This is a genomic window from Sphingomonas sp. KC8 (genome assembly GCF_002151445.1).
In the GTDB taxonomy this organism is placed as follows: domain Bacteria; phylum Pseudomonadota; class Alphaproteobacteria; order Sphingomonadales; family Sphingomonadaceae; genus Sphingomonas_E.
The window spans coordinates 2,284,607-2,304,618 of sequence record NZ_CP016306.1; the positions used below are offsets into that span (position 1 = coordinate 2,284,607).

The 20,012-nt window shown below is 62.9% G+C and carries 17 protein-coding genes and 1 tRNA gene; 8 read left to right on the top strand and 10 right to left on the bottom strand.

Annotated features, from left to right (window positions below; genetic code table 11):
- The 5 genes from KC8_RS10830 to cobO are packed head-to-tail and all read left to right on the top strand — an operon-like array spanning position 1 to position 7,921.
- Positions 1-1,497 carry a PepSY domain-containing protein gene (locus tag KC8_RS10830; RefSeq protein WP_010126158.1) on the top strand — a complete coding sequence of 499 codons (1,497 nt, stop codon included), beginning with the start codon at positions 1-3 and terminating at the stop codon, positions 1,495-1,497.
- Positions 1,494-2,549, top strand: coding sequence for a HoxN/HupN/NixA family nickel/cobalt transporter (locus KC8_RS10835; protein ID WP_010126160.1), 1,056 nt, complete (start codon positions 1,494-1,496; stop codon positions 2,547-2,549). Before KC8_RS10830 ends, KC8_RS10835 begins: the two co-directional genes overlap by 4 nt.
- Entirely contained in the window at positions 2,546-3,580 is a 1,035-nt protein-coding gene (gene cobW, locus KC8_RS10840) for a cobalamin biosynthesis protein CobW (RefSeq protein ID WP_010126161.1), read from the top strand. The genes KC8_RS10835 and cobW overlap by 4 nt, the downstream gene beginning before the upstream one ends.
- Positions 3,580-7,296: a cobaltochelatase subunit CobN gene (gene cobN, locus KC8_RS10845; RefSeq protein WP_010126162.1), complete on the top strand. Its 3,717-nt coding sequence runs from the start codon at positions 3,580-3,582 to the stop codon at positions 7,294-7,296. The genes cobW and cobN overlap by 1 nt, the downstream gene beginning before the upstream one ends.
- 4 nt (positions 7,297-7,300) lie before the next feature.
- Positions 7,301-7,921, top strand: coding sequence for a cob(I)yrinic acid a,c-diamide adenosyltransferase (cobO, locus tag KC8_RS10850; protein ID WP_010126163.1), 621 nt, complete (start codon positions 7,301-7,303; stop codon positions 7,919-7,921).
- Here the strand turns inward: cobO and KC8_RS10855 are convergent.
- The gene (locus KC8_RS10855) at positions 7,918-8,754 is read right to left on the bottom strand and encodes an ABC transporter substrate-binding protein (protein ID WP_050805425.1); all 837 of its coding nucleotides are present in this window, start codon (positions 8,752-8,754) and stop codon (positions 7,918-7,920) included. The two genes, cobO and KC8_RS10855, sit on opposite strands and share 4 nt — an antisense overlap.
- Before the next feature lie 150 nt (positions 8,755-8,904).
- Positions 8,905-9,525 (bottom strand): TetR/AcrR family transcriptional regulator, encoded by a 621-nt coding sequence (locus KC8_RS10860; RefSeq protein ID WP_010126165.1) that lies wholly within the window; start codon positions 9,523-9,525, stop codon positions 8,905-8,907.
- Positions 9,526-9,735: 210 nt separating this feature from the next.
- Here KC8_RS10860 and KC8_RS10865 point away from each other — a divergent pair, with 210 nt between their 5' ends.
- Both KC8_RS10865 and KC8_RS10870 read left to right on the top strand, forming a co-directional pair.
- Positions 9,736-11,889: an oxidoreductase gene (locus KC8_RS10865; protein WP_029624622.1), complete on the top strand. Its 2,154-nt coding sequence runs from the start codon at positions 9,736-9,738 to the stop codon at positions 11,887-11,889.
- An 83-nt stretch (positions 11,890-11,972) separates the two neighbouring features.
- Positions 11,973-12,413 carry a nuclear transport factor 2 family protein gene (locus tag KC8_RS10870; protein WP_010126167.1) on the top strand — a complete coding sequence of 147 codons (441 nt, stop codon included), beginning with the start codon at positions 11,973-11,975 and terminating at the stop codon, positions 12,411-12,413.
- Between the two features lie 324 nt (positions 12,414-12,737).
- On the opposite strand, the gene KC8_RS10875 is transcribed toward KC8_RS10870, so the two are convergent.
- From KC8_RS10875 to KC8_RS10910, 8 genes are all read right to left on the bottom strand, one after another.
- Positions 12,738-12,812: transfer RNA gene (locus KC8_RS10875), tRNA-Gln, on the bottom strand.
- A 67-nt stretch (positions 12,813-12,879) separates the two neighbouring features.
- Entirely contained in the window at positions 12,880-13,800 is a 921-nt protein-coding gene (locus KC8_RS10880) for a TIGR03619 family F420-dependent LLM class oxidoreductase (protein WP_010126168.1), read from the bottom strand.
- Positions 13,800-15,509 (bottom strand): FAD-binding protein, encoded by a 1,710-nt coding sequence (locus KC8_RS10885; protein ID WP_029624624.1) that lies wholly within the window; start codon positions 15,507-15,509, stop codon positions 13,800-13,802. Before KC8_RS10885 ends, KC8_RS10880 begins: the two co-directional genes overlap by 1 nt.
- A 4-nt stretch (positions 15,510-15,513) precedes the next feature.
- The gene (locus KC8_RS10890; protein ID WP_010126171.1) at positions 15,514-16,284 is read right to left on the bottom strand and encodes an SDR family NAD(P)-dependent oxidoreductase; all 771 of its coding nucleotides are present in this window, start codon (positions 16,282-16,284) and stop codon (positions 15,514-15,516) included.
- A gap of 29 nt (positions 16,285-16,313) precedes the next feature.
- Positions 16,314-17,210: a TIGR03619 family F420-dependent LLM class oxidoreductase gene (locus KC8_RS10895; protein WP_010126172.1), complete on the bottom strand. Its 897-nt coding sequence runs from the start codon at positions 17,208-17,210 to the stop codon at positions 16,314-16,316.
- Between the two features lie 15 nt (positions 17,211-17,225).
- Positions 17,226-17,987 (bottom strand): SDR family NAD(P)-dependent oxidoreductase, encoded by a 762-nt coding sequence (locus KC8_RS10900; RefSeq protein ID WP_010126173.1) that lies wholly within the window; start codon positions 17,985-17,987, stop codon positions 17,226-17,228.
- A gap of 180 nt (positions 17,988-18,167) precedes the next feature.
- On the bottom strand, positions 18,168-18,614 hold the full coding sequence (locus KC8_RS10905) for a nuclear transport factor 2 family protein (RefSeq protein WP_010126174.1): 447 nt from the start codon (positions 18,612-18,614) through the stop codon (positions 18,168-18,170).
- Positions 18,615-18,717: 103 nt separating this feature from the next.
- Positions 18,718-19,716, bottom strand: coding sequence for an NAD-dependent epimerase/dehydratase family protein (locus KC8_RS10910; protein ID WP_010126176.1), 999 nt, complete (start codon positions 19,714-19,716; stop codon positions 18,718-18,720).
- Positions 19,717-19,835: 119 nt separating this feature from the next.
- On the opposite strand from KC8_RS10910, the gene KC8_RS10915 reads away from it, so the two are divergent.
- Positions 19,836-20,009 carry a YegP family protein gene (locus KC8_RS10915; RefSeq protein ID WP_010126177.1) on the top strand — a complete coding sequence of 58 codons (174 nt, stop codon included), beginning with the start codon at positions 19,836-19,838 and terminating at the stop codon, positions 20,007-20,009.
- Positions 20,010-20,012: the final 3 nt, after the last annotated feature.

Genomic DNA, 20,012 nt, shown 5'->3' on the forward strand with positions numbered 1-20,012 from the left:
ATGCTGCGCCCTATCCTCTTCCTTCATCGCTGGCTGGGCATCCTGGTCGGAATCATCATGACGATGTGGTGCCTGTCAGGCTTCGTCATGATGTATTCGGATTATCCTCGGCTGCTGCCTGCCGAACAGGTGCAGGGGCTGGCGCCCCTGCAGCTTCCGGATGCAAGGGTCTGGCCGGAGGTCCGCCTGGAACCCGATTTGCGTCTGTCCGCCGCGCGGGTAGAAATGATGGCCGGGCGGCCTGTGCTGCGTATTACGCCCGCAGCCGATCCGGCCCGATCAATCGCGCAGATGCGTGCCGCGCCTGCCAGCATCGATCTTGCCACGGCCAGCCCGATCACCGGGCTATCGGCAGCGGAAGCCTTGGCGGTGGGCCGTAGCTTCGGCAAGCATTTCGGAATCGGTGGCACGGCGCTGGCCGCAACACCGGCCGGCATCGACCAATGGACCGTCCAGACCTTCCGGCGCCATCAACCACTCCATCGTATCGATTATTCCGATGGTGCTACAGCATATGTCGCGGCATCCGGCGAAATCGTCCAGCAGACGACCCGCACCGAACGATTCTGGGGCTGGCTCGGCGCTGTGCCGCACTGGCTTTATCCGACACTGCTCCGGCAGGACGGAGCATTATGGTCCCAGTTGGTTATCTGGGCATCGCTTCTCGGTTGCTTCCTGACGATCACGGGCCTGTGGGTGGGCGTTGCCCGCCTGCGGCGCAATCGCCACGGCAAGATCAAATCTGCGTATCGTGGCCTTTGGTGGTGGCACCATATGTCCGGCCTGCTGTTCGGCATATTGACGCTGGGCTGGGTCGCCAGCGGCCTCCTTTCGATGAATCCCTGGGGCATCCTGGACAGCGAAGCCGGCTTTGCCGAACGGGAAAAGCTAACAACTCAAATGCCTTGGGCCATGGTCACCGGGGCGCTTGGCCGCATGACTTCCTTGCCTGCGGGCACGGTTCGGCTGGAAATCGCTCCGCTGGGCGGCCGGCTATTCTTCGCAGCGGTGTCGGCTGGTGGCACCCAGACGCGGATCGATGCAATGGGCCGCATATCGCCGCTGGCGCGCCCCGAATTGGCGGCGGCACTCGCCAACGGCCCGCCGATCGAATCCCTCCAGCTGATCGACGTGGAGGACGCTTATTATTACCAGCATAAATATCCGGTGACCTTGCCGGTGTGGCGTGCGGTGTTGCGCGACGCCGAACGAACCCGGCTCTATATCGATTCCCGCACCGGCCGGCGGCTTCGTGCCTTTGATGGCAATGCACGCCTGTTCCGCTGGCTTCAGCACGGTCTCCACAGTTTCGATTTTCCCATCCTGCGACGTCGGCCGCTTTGGGATCTGGTCATCCTTCCGTTGCTCATCATGGTCACGCTCGTCTGCGCGACGGGAACGTCGATGGCGATCGCAAAGGCGTGCCGCGATCTCCGCCGGCTCCACAACCGGCGCCGCCGCAATTCCCGTCCACCCCTTGAAGGAGGCGCTGCATGACCCGCACGTCTGCGTCCAAGCCGCTGAAGCGACGTATCATCTTGCTGTTCGCGGCCCTCGCCGCCGCCAATATCGGGGCCTGGGTATGGGCTTTCAGCCTTTTCGCCAACAATCCGGTGATGTTGGGAACGGCATTCCTTGCCTGGAGCCTGGGCCTGCGCCACGCCGTTGACGCCGATCACATAGCGGCGATCGACAACGTGACCCGCAAGCTGATGCAGGATGGTCAGCGCCCTATTGCAGTCGGCCTGTGGTTTGCCATCGGCCATTCGGCGATCGTGCTGATTGCGGCCACCGCGATCGCCATGACTGCCAGCACGCTGGCCGATTTCGAATCTCTGGGCGCCACCGGCGGTATCATCGCGACGATCATCTCGGCCAGTTTCCTGTTCGCGATCGCGATCATGAATTTCATCATCCTGCACGGCGTCTGGGTGCGCTTTCAGCGGGTGCGTGCCGACGGCAGCTATACCGACGAAGATCTCGACATGCTGCTCGCAGGGCGCGGCCTGATCGCCCGGCTCTTCCGGCCGCTCTTCGGGATGGTGCGCAAGAGCTGGCATATGGCCCCCCTGGGCTTCCTCTTCGGGCTTGGCTTCGACACCGCGACCGAAGTCGCCATTCTCGGGCTTTCCGGAGCGCATGCAGCGGATGGCATCTCGGTCGGCGCGGTTCTCGTGCTTCCGGCGCTGTTCGCAGCCGGCATGGCGCTGATCGACAGCGCCGACGGGGTCATCATGCTCGGCGCCTATGAATGGGCGTTCGTGAAGCCGATCCGCAAGCTCTACTACAACATGACGATCACCCTGATCTCGGCGCTCGTCGCTCTGGTCATAGGCGGCATCCAGACCATCGCGCTGCTCTCGGAAAAATTCGGCTTCACCGGCGAACCATGGGCGGGGGCGGTCATGCTTTCCGAACATTTCAACACGCTCGGCTTCCTCATCATCGGGCTTTTCATCGCCTGTTGGGGGCTGAGCACCCTCATCTACCGCTGGAAAGGCTTCGACGCGATCGAGGTTGCGCCTTTGTCCAAGGAAAACAACATATGAGCAAGATTGCCACCACCGTCATCACCGGCTTCCTTGGTGCCGGAAAGACGACTTTGATCCGCCATCTGCTGGCCAATGCAAAGGGCCGGCGTTTCGCCCTCATCATCAACGAGTTTGGCGACGTCGGCGTCGACCGCGAACTGGTCAAAGGCTGCAATGACGCATCCTGCCCCGAAGACGATATTGTCGAGCTTGCCAACGGCTGCATCTGCTGCACCGTCGCCGATGATTTCCTGCCGACAATGCAAAAGCTGCTCGACCGTCCGAACCCACCCGAACATATTATCATCGAAACCTCGGGCCTTGCGCTGCCAAAGCCGCTGGTAAAGGCGTTCCAGTGGCCCGGCATCCGCACGCGCGCCACGGTCGATGGGGTCATTGCGCTCATCGATGCCGATGCCGTGGCGGCAGGGCGTTTTGCAACCGACGAGGAAGCACTCACGGCGGCGCGTCTGGCGGATGCCTCGCTCGACCATGACAGCCCTCTCGAAGAATTGTTCGAGGACCAGCTTGCATGCGCCGACATGGTCATTCTCAACAAATGCGATCTGGTGTCGACCGATGCGCTCGCCGCGATCGCAGCCAAAATCAGCGGCGAGATACGCCCAGGCGTGAAAATCGTGCGGGCCAACCATGGTGCGGTCGATGCCGGCACGCTGCTCGGCTTGTCCGCGACGGCGGAGGACGACCTGGAAACACGGCCGTCACACCATGATGGCGATATGGATCACGACCATGATGACTTCGACAGCTTTGTCATTCGCGGATCAGCCGTCACGTCGATTGAACTGCTGCTGCAACGGATGGAAACATTGATTGCTACGCATGATATTCTCCGGATCAAGGGTCTGGTTGCGGTCCAAGATCGCCCGGCGCGCCTGGTGATCCAGGCCGTTGGCCCACGCATCCAGCACTATTTCGATCGCACATGGGCACCCGGCGAAGAGCCTGCGTCACAACTTGTCGTGATCGGGCAAAAGGGTCTCGACCGCCAGGCAATCGAGTCCGGCTTTTCCGGGGCGTTCGTCTGATGCACCTCCTGTCCGCCACGCCAGGCACGATCTCCGACGGTGACGAGGCGATCAATCTCGACCAGTCACCGGGCGATATCGTGGTGCTGACCGTGGCGGACAGCGAACTGGCCTGCTTCGCACAGGCGGCGGCGCAGATCGGCGACGGCGGCCCGCGGGTCCGCCTCGCCAACCTGCTCCAGCTCCGCCATCCTTATTCGGTCGATCTCTATATCGAAAAGGTCATCGCCAAAGCGCGCTTCGTCGCCGTGATCCTGCTGGGCGGCAAAAGCTACTGGCCCTACGGCATTGACGAGATCGCAGCCGTCGCGCGCGCACAAGGCATCCCTTTTGCTGCTTTTTCCAATGGCACCGATGTCGATCCCGCCCTGACCGCCGCCTCGACCGTTTCGCCCGAAATCATCGAAAGGCTGGCCATCTGCCTGCGGCAAGGCGGCATCACCAACGCCACAACCTTCCTGCGCATCGCCGCACGCCTCGCGGGATTGGATGCGGGCGAACCTGGCAGCGCCATCACTATCGCGGACGCCGGCCTCTATGTCCGCGGAATTGAGCGGCCGACGCTCGACGATGTGCGGGATAGGTGGACGGCCGGCCAACCGGTCGCGCTGCTGGTTTTCTACCGGGCCTTGCTCATTGCCGGAACATTGGATGCCGTCGATGCGATGATCGACGCGCTCACCACACGGGGCCTGAACGTGGTTCCTGTGCATGTCCGCGCCCTGCGCGATCCCTTCGCGATGCGCTGGCTCCAGGAATTGCTGACGGAAACCGCACCCGACGTGATCGTCAATACCACCGCCTTTGCAGCCACCACCCCCGGCGAGCCGCGTACCCCATCCACCCTTGAAGCCGCCGACTGCCCGATCCTGCAAGCGGTGTTTGCGGGGGTGGAAGAAAGTGCGTGGAAAGAGAGTGCCCGTGGCCTCGGCCCGCGCGATCTTGCGATGAATGTCGCGCTGCCTGAAGTCGATGGTCGAATCTTCACGCGCGCCGTCGCATTCAAGGCATCGGAACGCTTCGACGCACGTACCGAATGCAACATTGTCGTTCCCAAAGTGATACCGAACCGGGTCGATTTCGTCGCCGACCTTGCGGCCAATTGGGTCAAACTGCGCCGCGCTGCTCCGGTTGACCGCAGGGTGGCGCTGATACTCGCCAATTATCCCAATCGCGACGGGCGCATCGGTAATGGCGTCGGGCTGGACACACCCGCCAGCACCGCCGCGATACTCGGGGCACTGGCCGAAGCCAGCTATTCCGTAGGCGATGCGCCACGCGAAGCCGATGCACTGATCCGACGCATGCTAAGCGGTGTCACCAACGATCTTACGTCGCCCGGTCGCATCGCGCGGACAACCTTGCCGCTTGCGGATTATGAGGCATATTTCTCGACCCTGCCGTCAACCGTGCAGCAAGCGATTGTTGACCGCTGGGGTAAACCCCAAACCGATCCGTTCGTTCGCGACGGCGCCTTCAGCCTTGCGGTTCACCGCTTCGGCAATGTCGTAGTCGCAGTCCAGCCGGCGCGCGGCTACAATGTGGATCCGAAATCAAGCTATCACGATCCCGCGCTCGTCCCGCCCCATTACTATCTCGCCTTCCATCTCTGGCTGAACCGGCATTTCGGCGCACATGCGATCATCCACGTCGGCAAGCACGGCAATCTGGAATGGTTGCCGGGCAAGGCGATCGCCCTGTCCGAAACCTGTTTTCCCGAATTGTGCGCGGGGCCTGTGCCGCAACTCTACCCATTCATCGTCAACGATCCGGGCGAAGGCACGCAGGCCAAGCGCAGGATCGGCGCCGTGATTCTGGATCATCTCACCCCGCCATTGACCCGGGCCGAAAGCTACGGGCCACTCAAACAACTCGAAGCGCTCGTCGACGAATATTATCTGGCCGCGGGCATGGATCCACGCCGGCTGGAACATTTGCGACGCGAGATCATCGATCTCGCCCGTGCCCACGGGCTGGATAACGACGCAGGCGCAGCGGGCGAAGGCGAGGATGCGCTGTCCGCAATTGACAATTATCTATGCGAGTTGAAGGAGATGCAGATCCGTGATGGGCTGCACGTCTTCACCCGCTCACCCGAAGGGCGGTTGCGCACGGACCTGCTTGTCGCATTGGCACGCTGCCCGCGCGGCTATGACCATCCCGGCGAAGCATCGCTGCTGCGGGCGCTGGCTGACGATTTCGACCTTGATCTTGATCCACTCGATTGCCGGCTGGCTGATCCGTGGGTGGGGGAAAAGCCAACGGCACTTGCCATCCTGTCTGCCGATCCATGGCGTACGCTGGGCGATACGGTTGAGCGGCTGGAATTGATGGCCATCGCACTCGTTGAGGGCGCCCCATGTCCCGGCCCGGCGTCAACCGCGGTAATCGCACATATTGCCCGGACGCTCGCGCCGCGTGTGGATGTGTGCGGGGCAGCCGAACAGACCGCGTTGCTGACGGCACTCGACGGTCGGTTCGTTCTTCCCGGCCCGTCGGGCGCACCGACGCGGGGGCGCCCCGATGTTCTGCCCACCGGGCGCAATTTCTATTCGGTCGACAGCCGGACCGTGCCAACGGCCACGGCCTGGGATCTCGGTTGGCGTTCGGCCGACTTGATCGTGGCCGATTATTTCCAGCGGGAGGGGAAATATCCTGCCGCAATCGCTCTTTCCGCCTGGGGCACCGCCAACATGCGAACGGGCGGCGACGACATCGCGCAAGCCCTTGCCCTGATGGGCGTGCGCCCGCGATGGGAATGGACGTCGGGCCGCGTAACCGGCTTCGAGATCATCACGCTTGCCGAACTCGGCCGGCCGCGCATCGATGTGACGCTGCGCGTTTCGGGCTTCTTCCGCGACGCCTTTCCCGAGCAGATCGATCTTATCGATAGTGCGGCACGGCAGGTGATGGGCCTCGACGAGGCACCCGAAGACAATCCCGCCGCCGCGCGCCGCCGCGCTGAAACGGCGCATCTCATTGGCCAGGGCGTCGCGCCTGAAACGGCCACGCGGCGCGCCGGGCACCGCGTCTTCGGTTCGAAACCGGGTGCTTATGGGGCAGGCCTGCAGGCGATGATCGACGAACGGCTCTGGCACGACCGCGCCGATCTGGCGGCCAGCTATCTGGACTGGGGCGGCTATGCTTATGGCGCCGGCGTCGAAGGCGCTCAGGAGCGCACGCTTTTCGCCGATCGGCTCGCTTCGGCCGACGCGCTCATCCAGAATCAGGACAACCGCGAACACGATCTACTCGACAGCGACGATTACTACCAGTTCGAAGGCGGGATCGCCGCAGCCGTCGAGCATCTGTCCGGGCGCAGGCCGCTTTCCTATCACAATGATCACAGCCGCCCCGAACGTCCCGTCATCCGAACCCTGGAAGATGAGATCGGCCGTATCGTCCGCGCGCGTGTCACCAATCCCAAGTGGATCGCCGGCGTGATGCGCCACGGCTACAAGGGGGCGTTCGAAATCGCGGCATCGGTCGACTATCTCTTCGCCTTTGCCGCGACAACACATGCAGTGCGCAATCACCATTTTGACGCTGTCTACGCCGCCTTCATCGAGGATGAACATGTGCGGACCTTCATGGCAGAGGCCAATCCCGCCGCACTGCGCGAAACCGCAACACGGCTCACCGAAGCGCTGGATCGCAACCTCTGGAAACCCAGATCGAACAGCGCGGGGCAGATCCTCGCGCAATTGCAGGAGTAAACCAATGCATGCCCCCGACGCACAGCAGTCAGACGATGACCGCCACAACGAAAAGATGAAGAAGAAGCAGGCGGCTCATGACAAGATCATGGTCAGCAAGACCCGCGAACAGGGATTGCTGATCGTCCATACCGGCAAAGGCAAAGGCAAGACGACGGCGGCGCTGGGCATGGTCGTCCGGGCGATCGGCCATGGCCGAAAGGTCGGTGTCGTCCAGTTCGTCAAGGGCGCGATGACGACCGGCGAAAAAGTGGTGTTCGACGCTTTTCCAGCCAATATCGAATTCAAGCCGATGGGCGAAGGCTTCACCTGGGACACGCAAGACCGTGCGCGTGACATCGCCGTGGCCCGGGAAGCGTGGGAGGAAGTGAAACGGATGATCGCCGATCCATCCTACCACATGGTCCTTGCCGATGAACTCAACATCGTCCTGCGTTACGATTATCTTCCGCTAGACGAAGTTTTGGCCGTGCTGACCGCCAAGCCGGAGATGAAGCACGTCATCGTCACCGGCCGTAACGCGCCCGAAGCATTGATCGAAGCGGCCGATCTCGTGACCGAAATGACACTCGTCAAACACCCCTTCCGCAGCGGTGTGAAAGCACAGGCCGGCATCGAATTTTAGCGTCGGCCCGCCATCTGCGCCACCAGGCTCTCGGTTGCGCTGACATAAGCCGGGCCACCACACACGGTCCACGCTTGGGGCAACCGCAGCCGGGGTATCGCCGCGAGGGCTGGATGGCGCAGCATTTCATTGCCGCGATCGGTGGCATGCTCGCTGCCGCCCTCAACGATCAGGTAATCGGGTTTCGCCGCAACCATCTGTTCGATCGAAAGCCGTGATACCTTTGCGCGATCAAGCTGGTCCGCGAGGTTTACCAGCCCGACCCGGGTCATAAGATCATCGACCAGCGTGTCGGTCCCCGTGAGATACCCGCGACGCTGGTAGTAAGCGGCGACCGGCGCATCATGGACGGGTTGCAATCTGGCCAGTGCCGCATCCATGCGCGCGATCAGCGCCTCACCGCGATCGGGATGGCCCACCGCCTGCGCGACTTCGCGGATCTGCACCACCACATCGGTGTAATTTTCGGCTGATGGAAGGTCGAATGTGTGGAGCCGATAGCCTTTCAACACCGCCATCGTCTCTCGACGCCGCGTAGGGCTGGCGATGATGAGATCGGGCTGCAGTGCCAGCACTTCTTCTGCACTGCCGGAAATTTGCTTGAGTCCGCGCACCTCATTTGCCGCCGCCGACATCGCGGGATCACTCGCGAACTGTGTCAGTGCGGCGATCTGGCTGCGATCGGCAAGGGCGAGGAGATACTGGTCGGCGCACAGGTTCAGGGAGACAATATTTTGCGGCATGGCCGGCAATTCCGGACGCTTGTCGTTGCGGCTCAGCGCTGCGGCCGAGATCGCGGCCGCCGCCAAAACCAGCATACCGATCAAGTGCATGCTTTACCCTCCCACACCTCGAACGCGGCAATGGCGGGGTGGATCGCAACAGGCAAAGCGAATGCCGCGCCAGATATTTGGGCGGTGCGGGTGGGCGGTATACCGACCGTCGCGATATTTTCCGAAGGATGGTGCATATAATGCAGCCCCCTAAAATTGCAGCAGCGCATGAATCTGCTCTGCGATCAGCCGTGGCGCATGGTGGCCGGGATCCGGAATGCGCCCCCGAACGATCAGGAAGCAGGTTTCGTCAATCTGGGCGAGGAGAAGGCGCGCGCGCAGGCGCATTGCCGGGTCCTCGGCGGCTTGACGAAACGTGTCAAAACGCTGTCCCAGATCGGTGATAAGCGCATCGCGCTGGTCGGCGAGTTGCCAGTAAAGCCGGTCCTCCAACCCCGCCACCTGGGTCAGCAGCCCGCAGATCGCCTGATTGTCGCGGTGGAAGGCGATGTGCAGCCGCGCCCATTGCTCGAGATCGTCTATCGAAGGTGCACTTAGAACCATCAAGCTGTCGAAAACCGGGCGCCAGTTCGGCACAAAATCGCTCGCAAGCGCGCAGACAAGCGCGAGCTTGCTGTCAAACTGACGATAAAAGGCCGCCCTGCTGACATTTGCTCGGGCCAGGACATGTTCGACCGAGGTGTCGAGATAGCCGCGCGCGCCAAACACCTCGACAGCGGCGGCCAGCAAGGCCTTTCGCGTTTCCAGTCGCTGCTGCTCCTGCCGCGCATTATTGCGGCGGGCAGCCGACGCGGGACGCAGAGTGATCATCGCGCGTGCACCTTCTGCCGTGAGAGATATGGATGCCATGCTTCGGCTATGCCCAACTTGCGGTTCGGCGCAAGGCACCCGCAGCGCCTTGACAATACTCTGCCTGCGCTTTCTAAACTGACGATACAATGTGTATACTCAATGACGCGGCAAGATCGCCGTCAGGGTGGGCAAAGCAGGCGCAGAACTGCCGGAGAGAGGAATCTGAATATGGGCTCAAGTCTCGCACACCTGCTTTCGCCGGGCAGCATCGGGCGGATGGCGCTGGCCAACCGGATCGTCGTCACCGCAATGGGGGTCAGCCTGTCGGAGGCCGACGGCACCTGCGGCGACCGGCTGATCGCCTACCATTCCGAACAGGCCAAGGGCGGCGCGGCTTTGATCATCACCGGTGTCACCGGCGTCGCCTGGCCGGTGGGCGCCGTCCAACCGAACCAGACGGCGCTCTCGGACGACCGCTTCCTTCCCGGCCTGCGCCGATTGACCGACGCCGTTCATGCGCATGGCACCAAGATCGCCGCCCAACTTCATCATGGCGGGCTCGTCGCTGGCTATTCGGCGCAGGACGGCCATCCGCTCTGGGCGCCGTCGATTCCCGATCCGGTGACCGGCGACTTCGGCGACTATTTCTTGCCCGAGGAAATGGCGGCCTTCGCCGGCGCGGTGATGCCGACGGTCAAGGTATTGGACAAGAACGACATCGCCGCCGCCGTCCGTCAGTTCGGTGAGGCCGCTGCCCGCGCTAAGGCCGCCGGTTTCGATGCCATCGAGATTCACAGCGGGCATGGATATCTGCTGTCGTCCTTCATTTCGCCCAAAACGAACAAGCGCACCGATGAATATGGCGGTCCGCTTGAAAACCGCATTCGTTTCCTGATCGAAGTGATCGCTGCGATCCGGGCAGCCGTTGGCGCCGATTTCCCGGTGTGGTGCAAGCTGGACTCGCGTGAAATCGGCAAGGTCGGCGGAATCGTCATCGAGGATGCCATCCGCGCGGCGCGGATGGTCGAATCCGCCGGCGTCGATGCGATCACGGTCACCGCTTATCACGATGTCGGGCAGGCCAAGCTGCACTCTGGATCGAACATACCGCACGAGCCGAATTTTAATCTGTCCTATGCCGCGCAGATCAAGGCTGCAGTCAACATTCCCATCATCGCTTCCGGTCGCGTCGAGCCGGAGGTGGCCGATGCCAGGATTCGCGAAGGCGCATTCGATTTCCTCGCCATGGGGCGCAAGCTGCTGGCCGACCCGCATCTGCCCCGCAAACTGGCCGAAGGGCAGTCAGACGACGTGCGGCCCTGCATCTACTGCTATACCTGCGTCAGCACAGCTTATCTGCGCGAACCGACCCGCTGCGCGGTCAACCCTCGCACCGGGTTTGAGTTCGCGGCACCCGCGCAGTCGCAAGGCGCCGAACGCAAACGCGTGGTGGTGATCGGCGGCGGACCCGGTGGCATGGAATCAGCCCGCAGGCTTGATGCTGGCGGGCACCAGGTCGTGCTGCTGGAAAAGAGTGACCGGCTGGGCGGTACGCTGCGCTTCGCCTCGCTGGCCTATGCGGCCAATGAGCGCCTGCTCGACTGGCTGCGGCGTCAGATCGAGAAATCGGGCGTTGACGTGCGTCTGGGGACGACGGCCAGCCCTGAACTTCTACGCTCGCTGCAGCCTGATGTCGTGGTGGTCGCCACCGGCGCGGTGCGCGGCATGCCCGCCATTCCGGGCAATGACCTGCCACATGTCTTCTCGGGCGACGACATGCGCCGGATGATGCTCGGCGAGACTTCGTCGGAACTCGTGCGCAAGACCGGGGTGATGACGCGGCTGGCCACCAAATTGGGAGCGGCTACGGGTGTAACCGCCAACCTCGATTTCGTCCGCAAGGCCACCCATCAGTGGATGCCGCTCGGCAAACGGGTGGTCATCATCGGTGGCGAACTGGTCGGCCTGGAGCTTGCCGAATTTCTTTCCGAGCGAGGTCGTGCCGTGACGGTCGTCGACGAAACACAGCGCTTCGGCAAGGGGCTCATGGTGGTCCGCCGCATGCGTCTGCTGGCTGAACTCAAGGAACATGGCGTCGCGCTTCATACGGGGGCCACTGACATCCGGATCGATCAGGATGCGGTGCACTTTGCTAGCCCGTCGGGGGCAGCCCACGCGATCCCGGCCGATCATGTGATCGTCGCCAAGGGCGCGTCCGGAGATTTGGCGCTCGCCGATCAGTTGAAAGCAGAAGGTTTCGCCGTCCACGCCATCGGCGATGCCACCGGCGTCAGCTATATTGAAGGCGCCATACGCGACGCCGCGCAGACGGCGGATGCGATCAACGCGGCAACGTCCGGGGACTTCGCCAAGCACGCCTGAGCAAGGGACCGCGTCCGCGCGCCAGAAGACCCTGGCGCGCCATTGCGTGACGCCCCCAGAAAACCAACCACGAAGGAAAATCGATGGCCGATACGATGGAACTGCCCGAAATCACCCAGTCGATGCTCGCCGGCTCAGACGAGGGGCCATCGGCCGCCCATATCGCCACCATATTCCAGCGCTATGCTGAGTTGTTCACCGCCGGTGATGCCGAGGGTATCGTCGCGCTTTATACGGCCGACGCGGTGGTGCGCGATCCGGTCACCGGCCCGGGCGTCCAGGGGCGCGACGCGATCCGCGCATGGTATCAGGGCGCGTTCGACGCGATGGGCCGGATGGACATGCAGCTTGAAGGTATGGTTCGTGTGGCCGGGCGGCACGGCGCAGCGGCGTTCGTGGTGGAAGCGATCAATAATGGGCAGCGTTTCCGCAGCGACACGCTCGACGTCATGGTCTTCGACGATGATGGCCTGATCGTGTCGATGGATGCGTACTGGGGGCCGTACAATCTGCGCGTGCTTTGAGTTTGCAGGTCCGCGTATGTCGAAGGAACCATCGATAGCTAAGTCTTGACGGCTTCTTAGGCGGCACTGGCGATGGCGGCAGGACAGCTCGCCCGTGTCGCCAGTCGTCGTATCCCGTTATGCGTAAACCCAAGTTCGCGCCGGGCCATCTGATCCGCGAGGAACGCGCTGCGATCGCGAGCCTGTGGCCGTCGTTGCGGGTGCGCAAATCCCGATCGGCCCTTGTATCCGCATTGGTAATCAAGCCACCGATATCGCGCCAATCGATCCTGTGCGGCGGGGATCTTTCCGCAAATCCGCTATTTCGTACGGATTTTCTAATTCTGGCTGGGGCGGCAGGATTCGAACCTGCGAATGCCGGTACCAAAAACCGGTGCCTTACCGCTTGGCGACGCCCCAGCAGGATGCGAGCGGCGCCCTTATAGCGAGCGAGCGGCCTGTGGGAAGGGGGTTGATGCGTTACCGGTCAGTCTGTGGTAGATGCCTTGAAAGCAGCCAGTTTTTCGGCGAGCGCTTCCGCGCCCGCGCGATCCTTGGCGAAATGCAACGGGAACAGTTCGATCTCCGTCACCCCGGCCTCGATCATGGCATGGGCGTTGTCGAGCGTACGGGCGATATCAAGCTTGCCATCATCCCCCTTGGCCGCGCGCGGAACGGCACGGACCATCAGGCTGGACGGATCGCGGCCGCGCGCAGCGAAGGCTTCGCGTAGCCGGGCGATCCCGTCGGCGATGCTCGGCACGTCGGCCTGGATCGGCAGCCAGCCATCGGCATGGTCGGCGATCCGCGCGACGTTGCGTTCATTGGGGGCGATCCCCAGCATGATCGGCAGGCGATCCCCCTGCACCGGGAAGGGCCGGCTGTGGATTCGATCGAAATTGACCGTCTTGCCATGATGGGCGGCCGGCGCATCACGCCAGAGCGCGCGACAGATTTCGATCTGTTCGATCATCAGCCCGAAACGACCTTCCCACGGAACGCCGCTCGCTTCATATTCCTCGCGCTGCCAGCCGACGCCGAGGCCGATCGACACGCGGCCGCCCGACAGGACGTCGAGCGTAGCGAGTTGTTTGGCGAGCAGCACGGCAGGGCGCAGCGGCGAGATCAGCACCGCCGTTTGCAGGCGCAGCCGCGTGGTCGCCTGGGCAATGGCCGACAGCAGAGTGATCGGTTCCCACCACGGCCAATCGAGCGGCATTGGGAATGGGCCATAGGGATATTTGTCCAGCGCCTCGCCCATCACGACGTGATCGGTGAGCGTCACGCCGTCGATGCCGAGATCTTCGGCCACCTTGAGCCAGTTCACCGCCGCGCGGATGTCGCCGCCGAACAGGGTTTCGAGGCCGATCAGACCAAGGCTAACGCGAACTGCGGACTTGCTGGTCATCAAACATTCGCCTTTGCAACATGGCGCGCCGCGCGGCGGCCGGAAAATACGCAATCGGCATAAGACAGGCCGGACACATAGGTCTGCGAGGCGATGCCGACGGCGGTGCGGCCGGCAGCATAAAGGCCCGCAATCGGCTTGCCAGCGGCATCGAGCACCTGGCCGGTATTTTCTTCGACGCGCAGGCCGCCGAAGGTGATGACGGGCAACGGCAGGAAGCGGCTCGCAAGGGAAATGTCCATCGCGTAGAACGGTCCCTGCTCGATCGGCTGCATGTCGTCCGGCTCCTTTTCGAAGCGATCGGGTTCTTCGCCCCGCGCCGCGCGGTTGTAGGCGGCGATGGTGGCGTGGATCGTCGCTTTGTCGAGACCGATGCGATCGGCCAGCGCGTCGATCGTGGGGGCTTTCTTGTAGTTGAACGTCAGGTTGAGAAGCGTAACGTCGCGCTGGAACGGCACCAATATCGGGTCGAATGCCTGTTTAAACGCCTTTTTACGGGCACTTGCGTCGTAGATCAGCCAGCCGATGCCACCATTATGATCGACCATATGTTCGCCGAGCGTGGCGCCATATACCGTTTCGTCAACGAAACGCTCACCCTTGCCGTTGACGACGATCGCATCCGACCAGGCCTTGGGCGGATTGATGAAGCGCCAGGCGGAAATCTTGTTCATCAAGGCGGTTGAGCCGCCCGCCGTCATCCCCATGACGATGCCGGCCCCCTGATCGCCGAGCGTGCCATTGGGCATGCCGGCGGCATAAGCGGGGGCATAATGCTGAACCATCTTGGGATTCATGATGAACCCGCCGGTGGACAGCAAAACGCCTTCGCGTGCGCGAATCCAGCGCGTTTGGCGCGCACTCGCCTCGATCTTCATCGCTTTTTTGAGATAATGATTGCCGATGCCGATGGTGATCGACGCGAACGGCAGCGATGGCGGCAGCATCGCCAGAAAATGATTGGCGCGCGCAATATATTTGGAGAAATCCTGCGCGGCCTGCGACCCCGCCGGGATCGACAGCACCTTGACCCCGACGACCCGCCCCGCCCCATCGATGACGAGCTGGCGCGCTTCGGTCATGCGGTGGAAGGTGAGGCCGAGCTTCAGCGCCGAATCGCGCAGCGGATTATAGATGCCGATGCCGACACCCCACGCCTTCTTGCCGTTGGAGATGTGCGCCCGGTGGCCGCGCGCGGCCGGCTTGGCGACCTTGCGGTAACGCGCGACCAGCGAATTATCGGGGTGATAGAGGAAGCGATCGAGCGGCGGATAGCTGGCCTTTTTCTTCCACACCGCGCTGTTCAGTTTGGCCCCGTGATGGAGAATCCAGTCGACCGTGCCGACACTTTCATCGACGAACTTGCGCAACGTGCTGTCGGCGACGACGTCGCCCGCTTCCATGCGGAGATATTTATACATCTCCTCGGGGCTGTCATCCTCACCGGCTTCCTTCTGGATGACGGTGCCGCCGCCGGCATAAAAGATGCCACCGTTGGCGGCGGTCGACCCGCCCCCTTCAAAGCGATCGACGGCGATGACCGAAACGCCGCGTTCCAGCGCTTCCACCGCAGCGGCAACGCCCGCGCCCCCCAGGCCGACGACCACAAGGCCAGCCTCTTCATCCCAGGGGTGCGCCGAAACATCGTCGAGGATCAACGGATCCTCGACATCAACCCCAAGCGTTTCTGCCTTCGCCGCCAATGCCATGCGATCAGACCCCGAAGCCGCCGGAGACCGAAATCGTCTGGCCCGTTACATATTTCGCGCGGCTGGACGCGAAGAACACGGCCGCCTGGCCGATATCTTCGGGCTGGCCCCAACGCTTGAGCGCGAGCAGCTTGTGCGTTTCCTTGACCCACGCATCATCGAACACACCCTGCTTGGTGAGTTCGTGGAACATGCCCGCGTCGATCACGCCGACCAGCACCGAATTGGCGCGGATCTCATACTTGCCTTCTTCCTTGGCGATGCCCTTGATGAGGGCTTCGTTCGCGGCCTTGGGCGCGACCGAAAGGCCGTCCATCGCCGGCCACCAATCATGCCCGGCCGAGCCGAGATGGACGAACGAGCCGCCGCCGTTGCTACGGAAATGTTCGATCAACACCTGCGACGCGGTGAAGAAACCGATCACTTCGACGTCGATCGCGTTGCGATAATTTTCGGCGGTCCATTCAGCGATGTGGATCTGCGGCACGAGCGGGCCGGCCCCCCACACCATCGTGTGCACGCGGCCATGTTCGGCAGCAGCCGCGGCGACGGCGGCGGCAACCTGCGCCTTATCGCGCACGTCGACCTGATGGATCGACGCCTTCACACCATAGCCACGGATCGTTTCGGCGGTCTTTTCGGCCACGTCCTGCTTGGAACGGTAGCAAATGGCGACGGCCGTGCCGGACTTGGCAAATTCGATCGCGACGCCCTGGCCAATGCCACCGCTGCCGCCGAACACCATCACTGCGCCTTCGGGGAAATCCTTGCTCATATCTTGTCTCCTGAAATTTCGTGTGGCCGTCAGCCGGCCTTGGCGATGATCCGATCGGCGTAACGGCTGATCGCGTCTTTCTTGACCTGCAGCTGGCTGAAATCGGCGCCATCATCGGTGAAGCGTTCGACATCCCACGGCGTCGGCAGCCACGGCATGGCGGACAGATGGCCGCCAACCGCATCCAGCCGGGAAATGGCATCCATCGTCAGCGGTTCGGCCAGCGACAGGACGGGCGTGAAGCCCGTGCGCGGCAGGCCCTGTTCGACCCGCATGTCGAGCATCCGTTCGACGATCGCGACATTATCCGCCACCGTCATCGGCAGGCCCAGCCAGCCATCGTTGCGCGCGGCGCGGCGCAGCGCGGGGGCGGCCGATCCACCGCACAATATGGGAATGGGATTGGCGGGGGCCGGGCGCATCAGCACATCGTTGAAGTTGAAGATTTCGCCCTGATAGCTGACGGCATCGCCGGTCCACAGCTTGCGCATCACCGCGATCAGTTCGTCCAGCCGCTTGCCGCGCGTTTCGAACGGCACGCCAACCGCATCATATTCTTCCTTCAGCCAGCCGGCCGAAACGCCGCAGATCGCGCGGCCCGGCGCAAAGGCATCGACCGCCGAAATCGCGCGCGCGGCAGTGAACGGATCGCGCAACGCGGCCAGATAGATGTTGGTGGCAAGCTTGATATGCTTGGTCGCGCCGCCGATCACACCGAGCGTGACCCACGGATCGGGCCAGGGCGTTTCCACCGGCCAGAACCATTCGCCACCTTCCGAATAGGGATATTTGGTGGTGAATTTGGCCGGCATCACAAGGTGATCGGCCACCGTGACGCCGTGAAAGCCGCAATCTTCGGCATGCTGGGAAAGCGCGACCAGCTGGTCGACCTCCGCCACGCCCATCAGCACGAGCCAGAATTTCATGATTCCAATCCCCGATCAGTCAAAATTGGCCTGGCCGCCGTCGAGCGGCATCGTCATGCCGGTGACATAGCGGGCGTCATCACCGCACAGGAACACGACTGCGCGGCCGATATCCGCCGCGCAATCGCCGATGCGGCCAAGCGGAACCGTTTTCTTGAATTCAGCAGCTTCTTCCGGCCGATCGCGTTCCCAGCCTTCCAATGCGGGCGACAAAGCGAAGGGAGCGACCGCGTTGACGCGAATATTATCCGGCCCCCATTCGGCCGCCGCCGCGCGGGTGAGCGAGCGGATCGCCTGCTTGACCGCGGCATAGGTGCCGTAACTCGACATATCCCAGCGGACAGCGGCGGCGGTGGCCAGATTGACGATCGCGCCGCGCCCCGAGGCCTTCAGATAGGGGTGCGCCGCCTTCATGAAGCGGAAGGTGGCGAGCGGGCCGGACTGGAAACCGGCCTCGAACCCCTCGTCGCTCTGATCGAGCAGTGGCCCCAGGAACACTTCCTGCGCATTGTTGACGAGGATATCCACGCCGCCCAGATCGCGCACCGTGGCATCGACGATGCGGGCGATATCGGCCGGGTTCTTCACGTCGCCCTGGATCGGCAGCGCCGTGCCGCCAATCGCCTGAATTTTCGCCACCGTATCGTGCAATTTGGCTTCGGTGCGGCCGGTGACCGCGACGGCAGCCCCCTCGCGCGCCAGTTCCAGCGCGATCCCCTGGCCAACGCCCTGCCCCGCGCCGGTGACGATCGCCACGCGCCCTTCGAGAATGCCCATGCCGCCTCTCCCTAATGGTCTGCCGTATCGCGCCTTTTGCGTAATCTTATGGCGAGATTTCCACTCGTAATGCTGATTTAATCGTATTTCACCGCCGTCTTGCGGAAAAGCGCAGAGTCAGGCCCTGCAAAAGCAATGGCCCGATCTGCAAATATGGCCCTGGCCGCGCAGGTGGCCGGATCAGCCGGTGATGCCGTTGCCGGGCTTCACGGCTTTCAGTTCGGTCCAGTCGAGCAGCAGGGTACGCGACGCGATCTTCCACATGCCGCCTTCGCGACGGAACACATCCTGATAGCGGATCGACCACATATCATTGGTGGCGGTGCCATCGGCGTTCACCGTGATATGGTTGGCGTAGCTTTTGGTTTCGCCGGTCGCGGTATCGCCGGTGACGGTGACGTCCTGCGACAGCACCTGATGCAAGGTGCGCGCGAACATCTGGCCGAGCATGCCCGGAATCGACCGGATGCTTTCGATCCCTTCCATGCGATTGTGCGGGGTGACGATCACCGCATCATCGGTGAACAGCGAAGCGAAGCGATCGCCGTCGCCAGCGTCGCCCGCGATCGTATAGGTTTCCACCAGCGCGCGGATGGCGGCGCGATCAAGTGCGGTAGCGTCGGTCATGGGGTGCATCTCTCCTGATTTGCTGCCCTTGTTCCGGCCCGCGCCGGGCAATGCAAGGGGGCAGTCGCGGATGGCCCGATCCCCGGCTTATGGATGGCCCAATTCACACAGAATGATAGGCCCGGAACCAATCGACGAAACGCGGTATGCCGATTTCGATCGGCGTGGTCGGCGCAAAGCCCAGATCGCGCTGGATGGCCGAGATATCGGCATAGGTTTCCTTGACGTCGCCGGCCTGCATCGGCTGGAAATCGCGGATGGCCGGGCGGCCGCACGCCGCCTCGATCAGGTCGATCAGCCGGCCGAGTTCTTCGGAGCGGTTATTGCCAATATTATAAATGGCGTGCGGCGATCGGCTGCCGCCGGCCTTTTCCCCGCCGTCATCGGCCGGCGGATGATCGAGCGAGGCAAGGACGCCGCTGACGATATCGTCGATATAGGTGAAATCGCGGCGCATATCGCCGCCGTTGAACACCCGGATCGGCCGGCCCGCCAGTATCGCATCGGTGAACAGCCACGCCGCCATGTCCGGCCGCCCCCATGGGCCATAGACGGTGAAGAAGCGCAGGCCAGTCATCGGAATGCGGTAGAGATGGGCGTAGGCCTCGCTCATCAGTTCATCCGCCTTCTTGGTCGCAGCATAAAGCGACACCGGATGATCGACCCGATCCTCGACCCTGAAGGGCAGGCTGTCGTTCGCGCCATAAACCGACGAGGACGATGCGTAGACGAGGTGGACGCCGGGGCGTTCGCGCGCCACTTCCAGCAGGTTGAGGTGGCCGACGAGGTTGGACTGCGCATAAGCGCGGGGGTTTTCGATCGAATAGCGCACGCCCGCCTGCGCGCCGAGGTGGACGATGCCGGTGATGTCGATGCCCGCCAGCGCCGCCGCAAGTGCTGCGTCATCGGCGAAATCGACGGCGACGAAGCGGAACGCATCGCCGTATCGGGCCTGCAGATCCGTGATGCGATCCCGTTTCAGGCTGACGGGATAATAAGCGTTCAGATTGTCGATGCCGATCACGGCCTGCCCGCGCGCCAGAAGGCGGCCGGCGACATGGAAGCCGATGAACCCCGCCGCACCCGTGACCAATATCGTCATCGCACCGTCGCTCCCTTGCGCCATCCTGTGGGTGAAGCCGCGCCGCGAAGCAACCTTTGACGATTGCAGGCCGCGGGTTATGGTGCCGGCACCGCAACGGTCTTGAGAGAGGACATCCCGTGAAGTTCACGCTCTACAAGGATAAGGCTGGCGAATATCGCTGGCGGCTGGTGCATAACAACGGCAACATTCTGGCAACGGCAAGCGAGGGCTATGCCTCCCGGGCATCCGCCCTCAAGTGCATCGAAAATGTGAAAGCCTCGGCGAGCGCGGAGGTCGTCGACGAATCCTGACGA

Bases quoted from the DNA above. Each gene is read 5' to 3' on its own strand.
- KC8_RS10830 (WP_010126158.1), top strand. From the start codon at position 1: ATGCTGCGCCCTATCCTCTTCCTTCATCGCTGGCTGGGCATCCTGGTC.
- KC8_RS10835 (WP_010126160.1), top strand. From the start codon at position 1,494: ATGACCCGCACGTCTGCGTCCAAGCCGCTGAAGCGACGTATCATCTTG.
- cobW (WP_010126161.1), top strand. From the start codon at position 2,546: ATGAGCAAGATTGCCACCACCGTCATCACCGGCTTCCTTGGTGCCGGA.
- cobN (WP_010126162.1), top strand. From the start codon at position 3,580: ATGCACCTCCTGTCCGCCACGCCAGGCACGATCTCCGACGGTGACGAG.
- cobO (WP_010126163.1), top strand. From the start codon at position 7,301: ATGCATGCCCCCGACGCACAGCAGTCAGACGATGACCGCCACAACGAA.
- KC8_RS10855 (WP_050805425.1), bottom strand. From the start codon at position 8,754: ATGCACTTGATCGGTATGCTGGTTTTGGCGGCGGCCGCGATCTCGGCC.
- KC8_RS10860 (WP_010126165.1), bottom strand. From the start codon at position 9,525: ATGATCACTCTGCGTCCCGCGTCGGCTGCCCGCCGCAATAATGCGCGG.
- KC8_RS10865 (WP_029624622.1), top strand. From the start codon at position 9,736: ATGGGCTCAAGTCTCGCACACCTGCTTTCGCCGGGCAGCATCGGGCGG.
- KC8_RS10870 (WP_010126167.1), top strand. From the start codon at position 11,973: ATGGCCGATACGATGGAACTGCCCGAAATCACCCAGTCGATGCTCGCC.
- KC8_RS10880 (WP_010126168.1), bottom strand. From the start codon at position 13,800: ATGACCAGCAAGTCCGCAGTTCGCGTTAGCCTTGGTCTGATCGGCCTC.
- KC8_RS10885 (WP_029624624.1), bottom strand. From the start codon at position 15,509: ATGGCATTGGCGGCGAAGGCAGAAACGCTTGGGGTTGATGTCGAGGAT.
- KC8_RS10890 (WP_010126171.1), bottom strand. From the start codon at position 16,284: ATGAGCAAGGATTTCCCCGAAGGCGCAGTGATGGTGTTCGGCGGCAGC.
- KC8_RS10895 (WP_010126172.1), bottom strand. From the start codon at position 17,210: ATGAAATTCTGGCTCGTGCTGATGGGCGTGGCGGAGGTCGACCAGCTG.
- KC8_RS10900 (WP_010126173.1), bottom strand. From the start codon at position 17,987: ATGGGCATTCTCGAAGGGCGCGTGGCGATCGTCACCGGCGCGGGGCAG.
- KC8_RS10905 (WP_010126174.1), bottom strand. From the start codon at position 18,614: ATGACCGACGCTACCGCACTTGATCGCGCCGCCATCCGCGCGCTGGTG.
- KC8_RS10910 (WP_010126176.1), bottom strand. From the start codon at position 19,716: ATGACGATATTGGTCACGGGTGCGGCGGGGTTCATCGGCTTCCATGTC.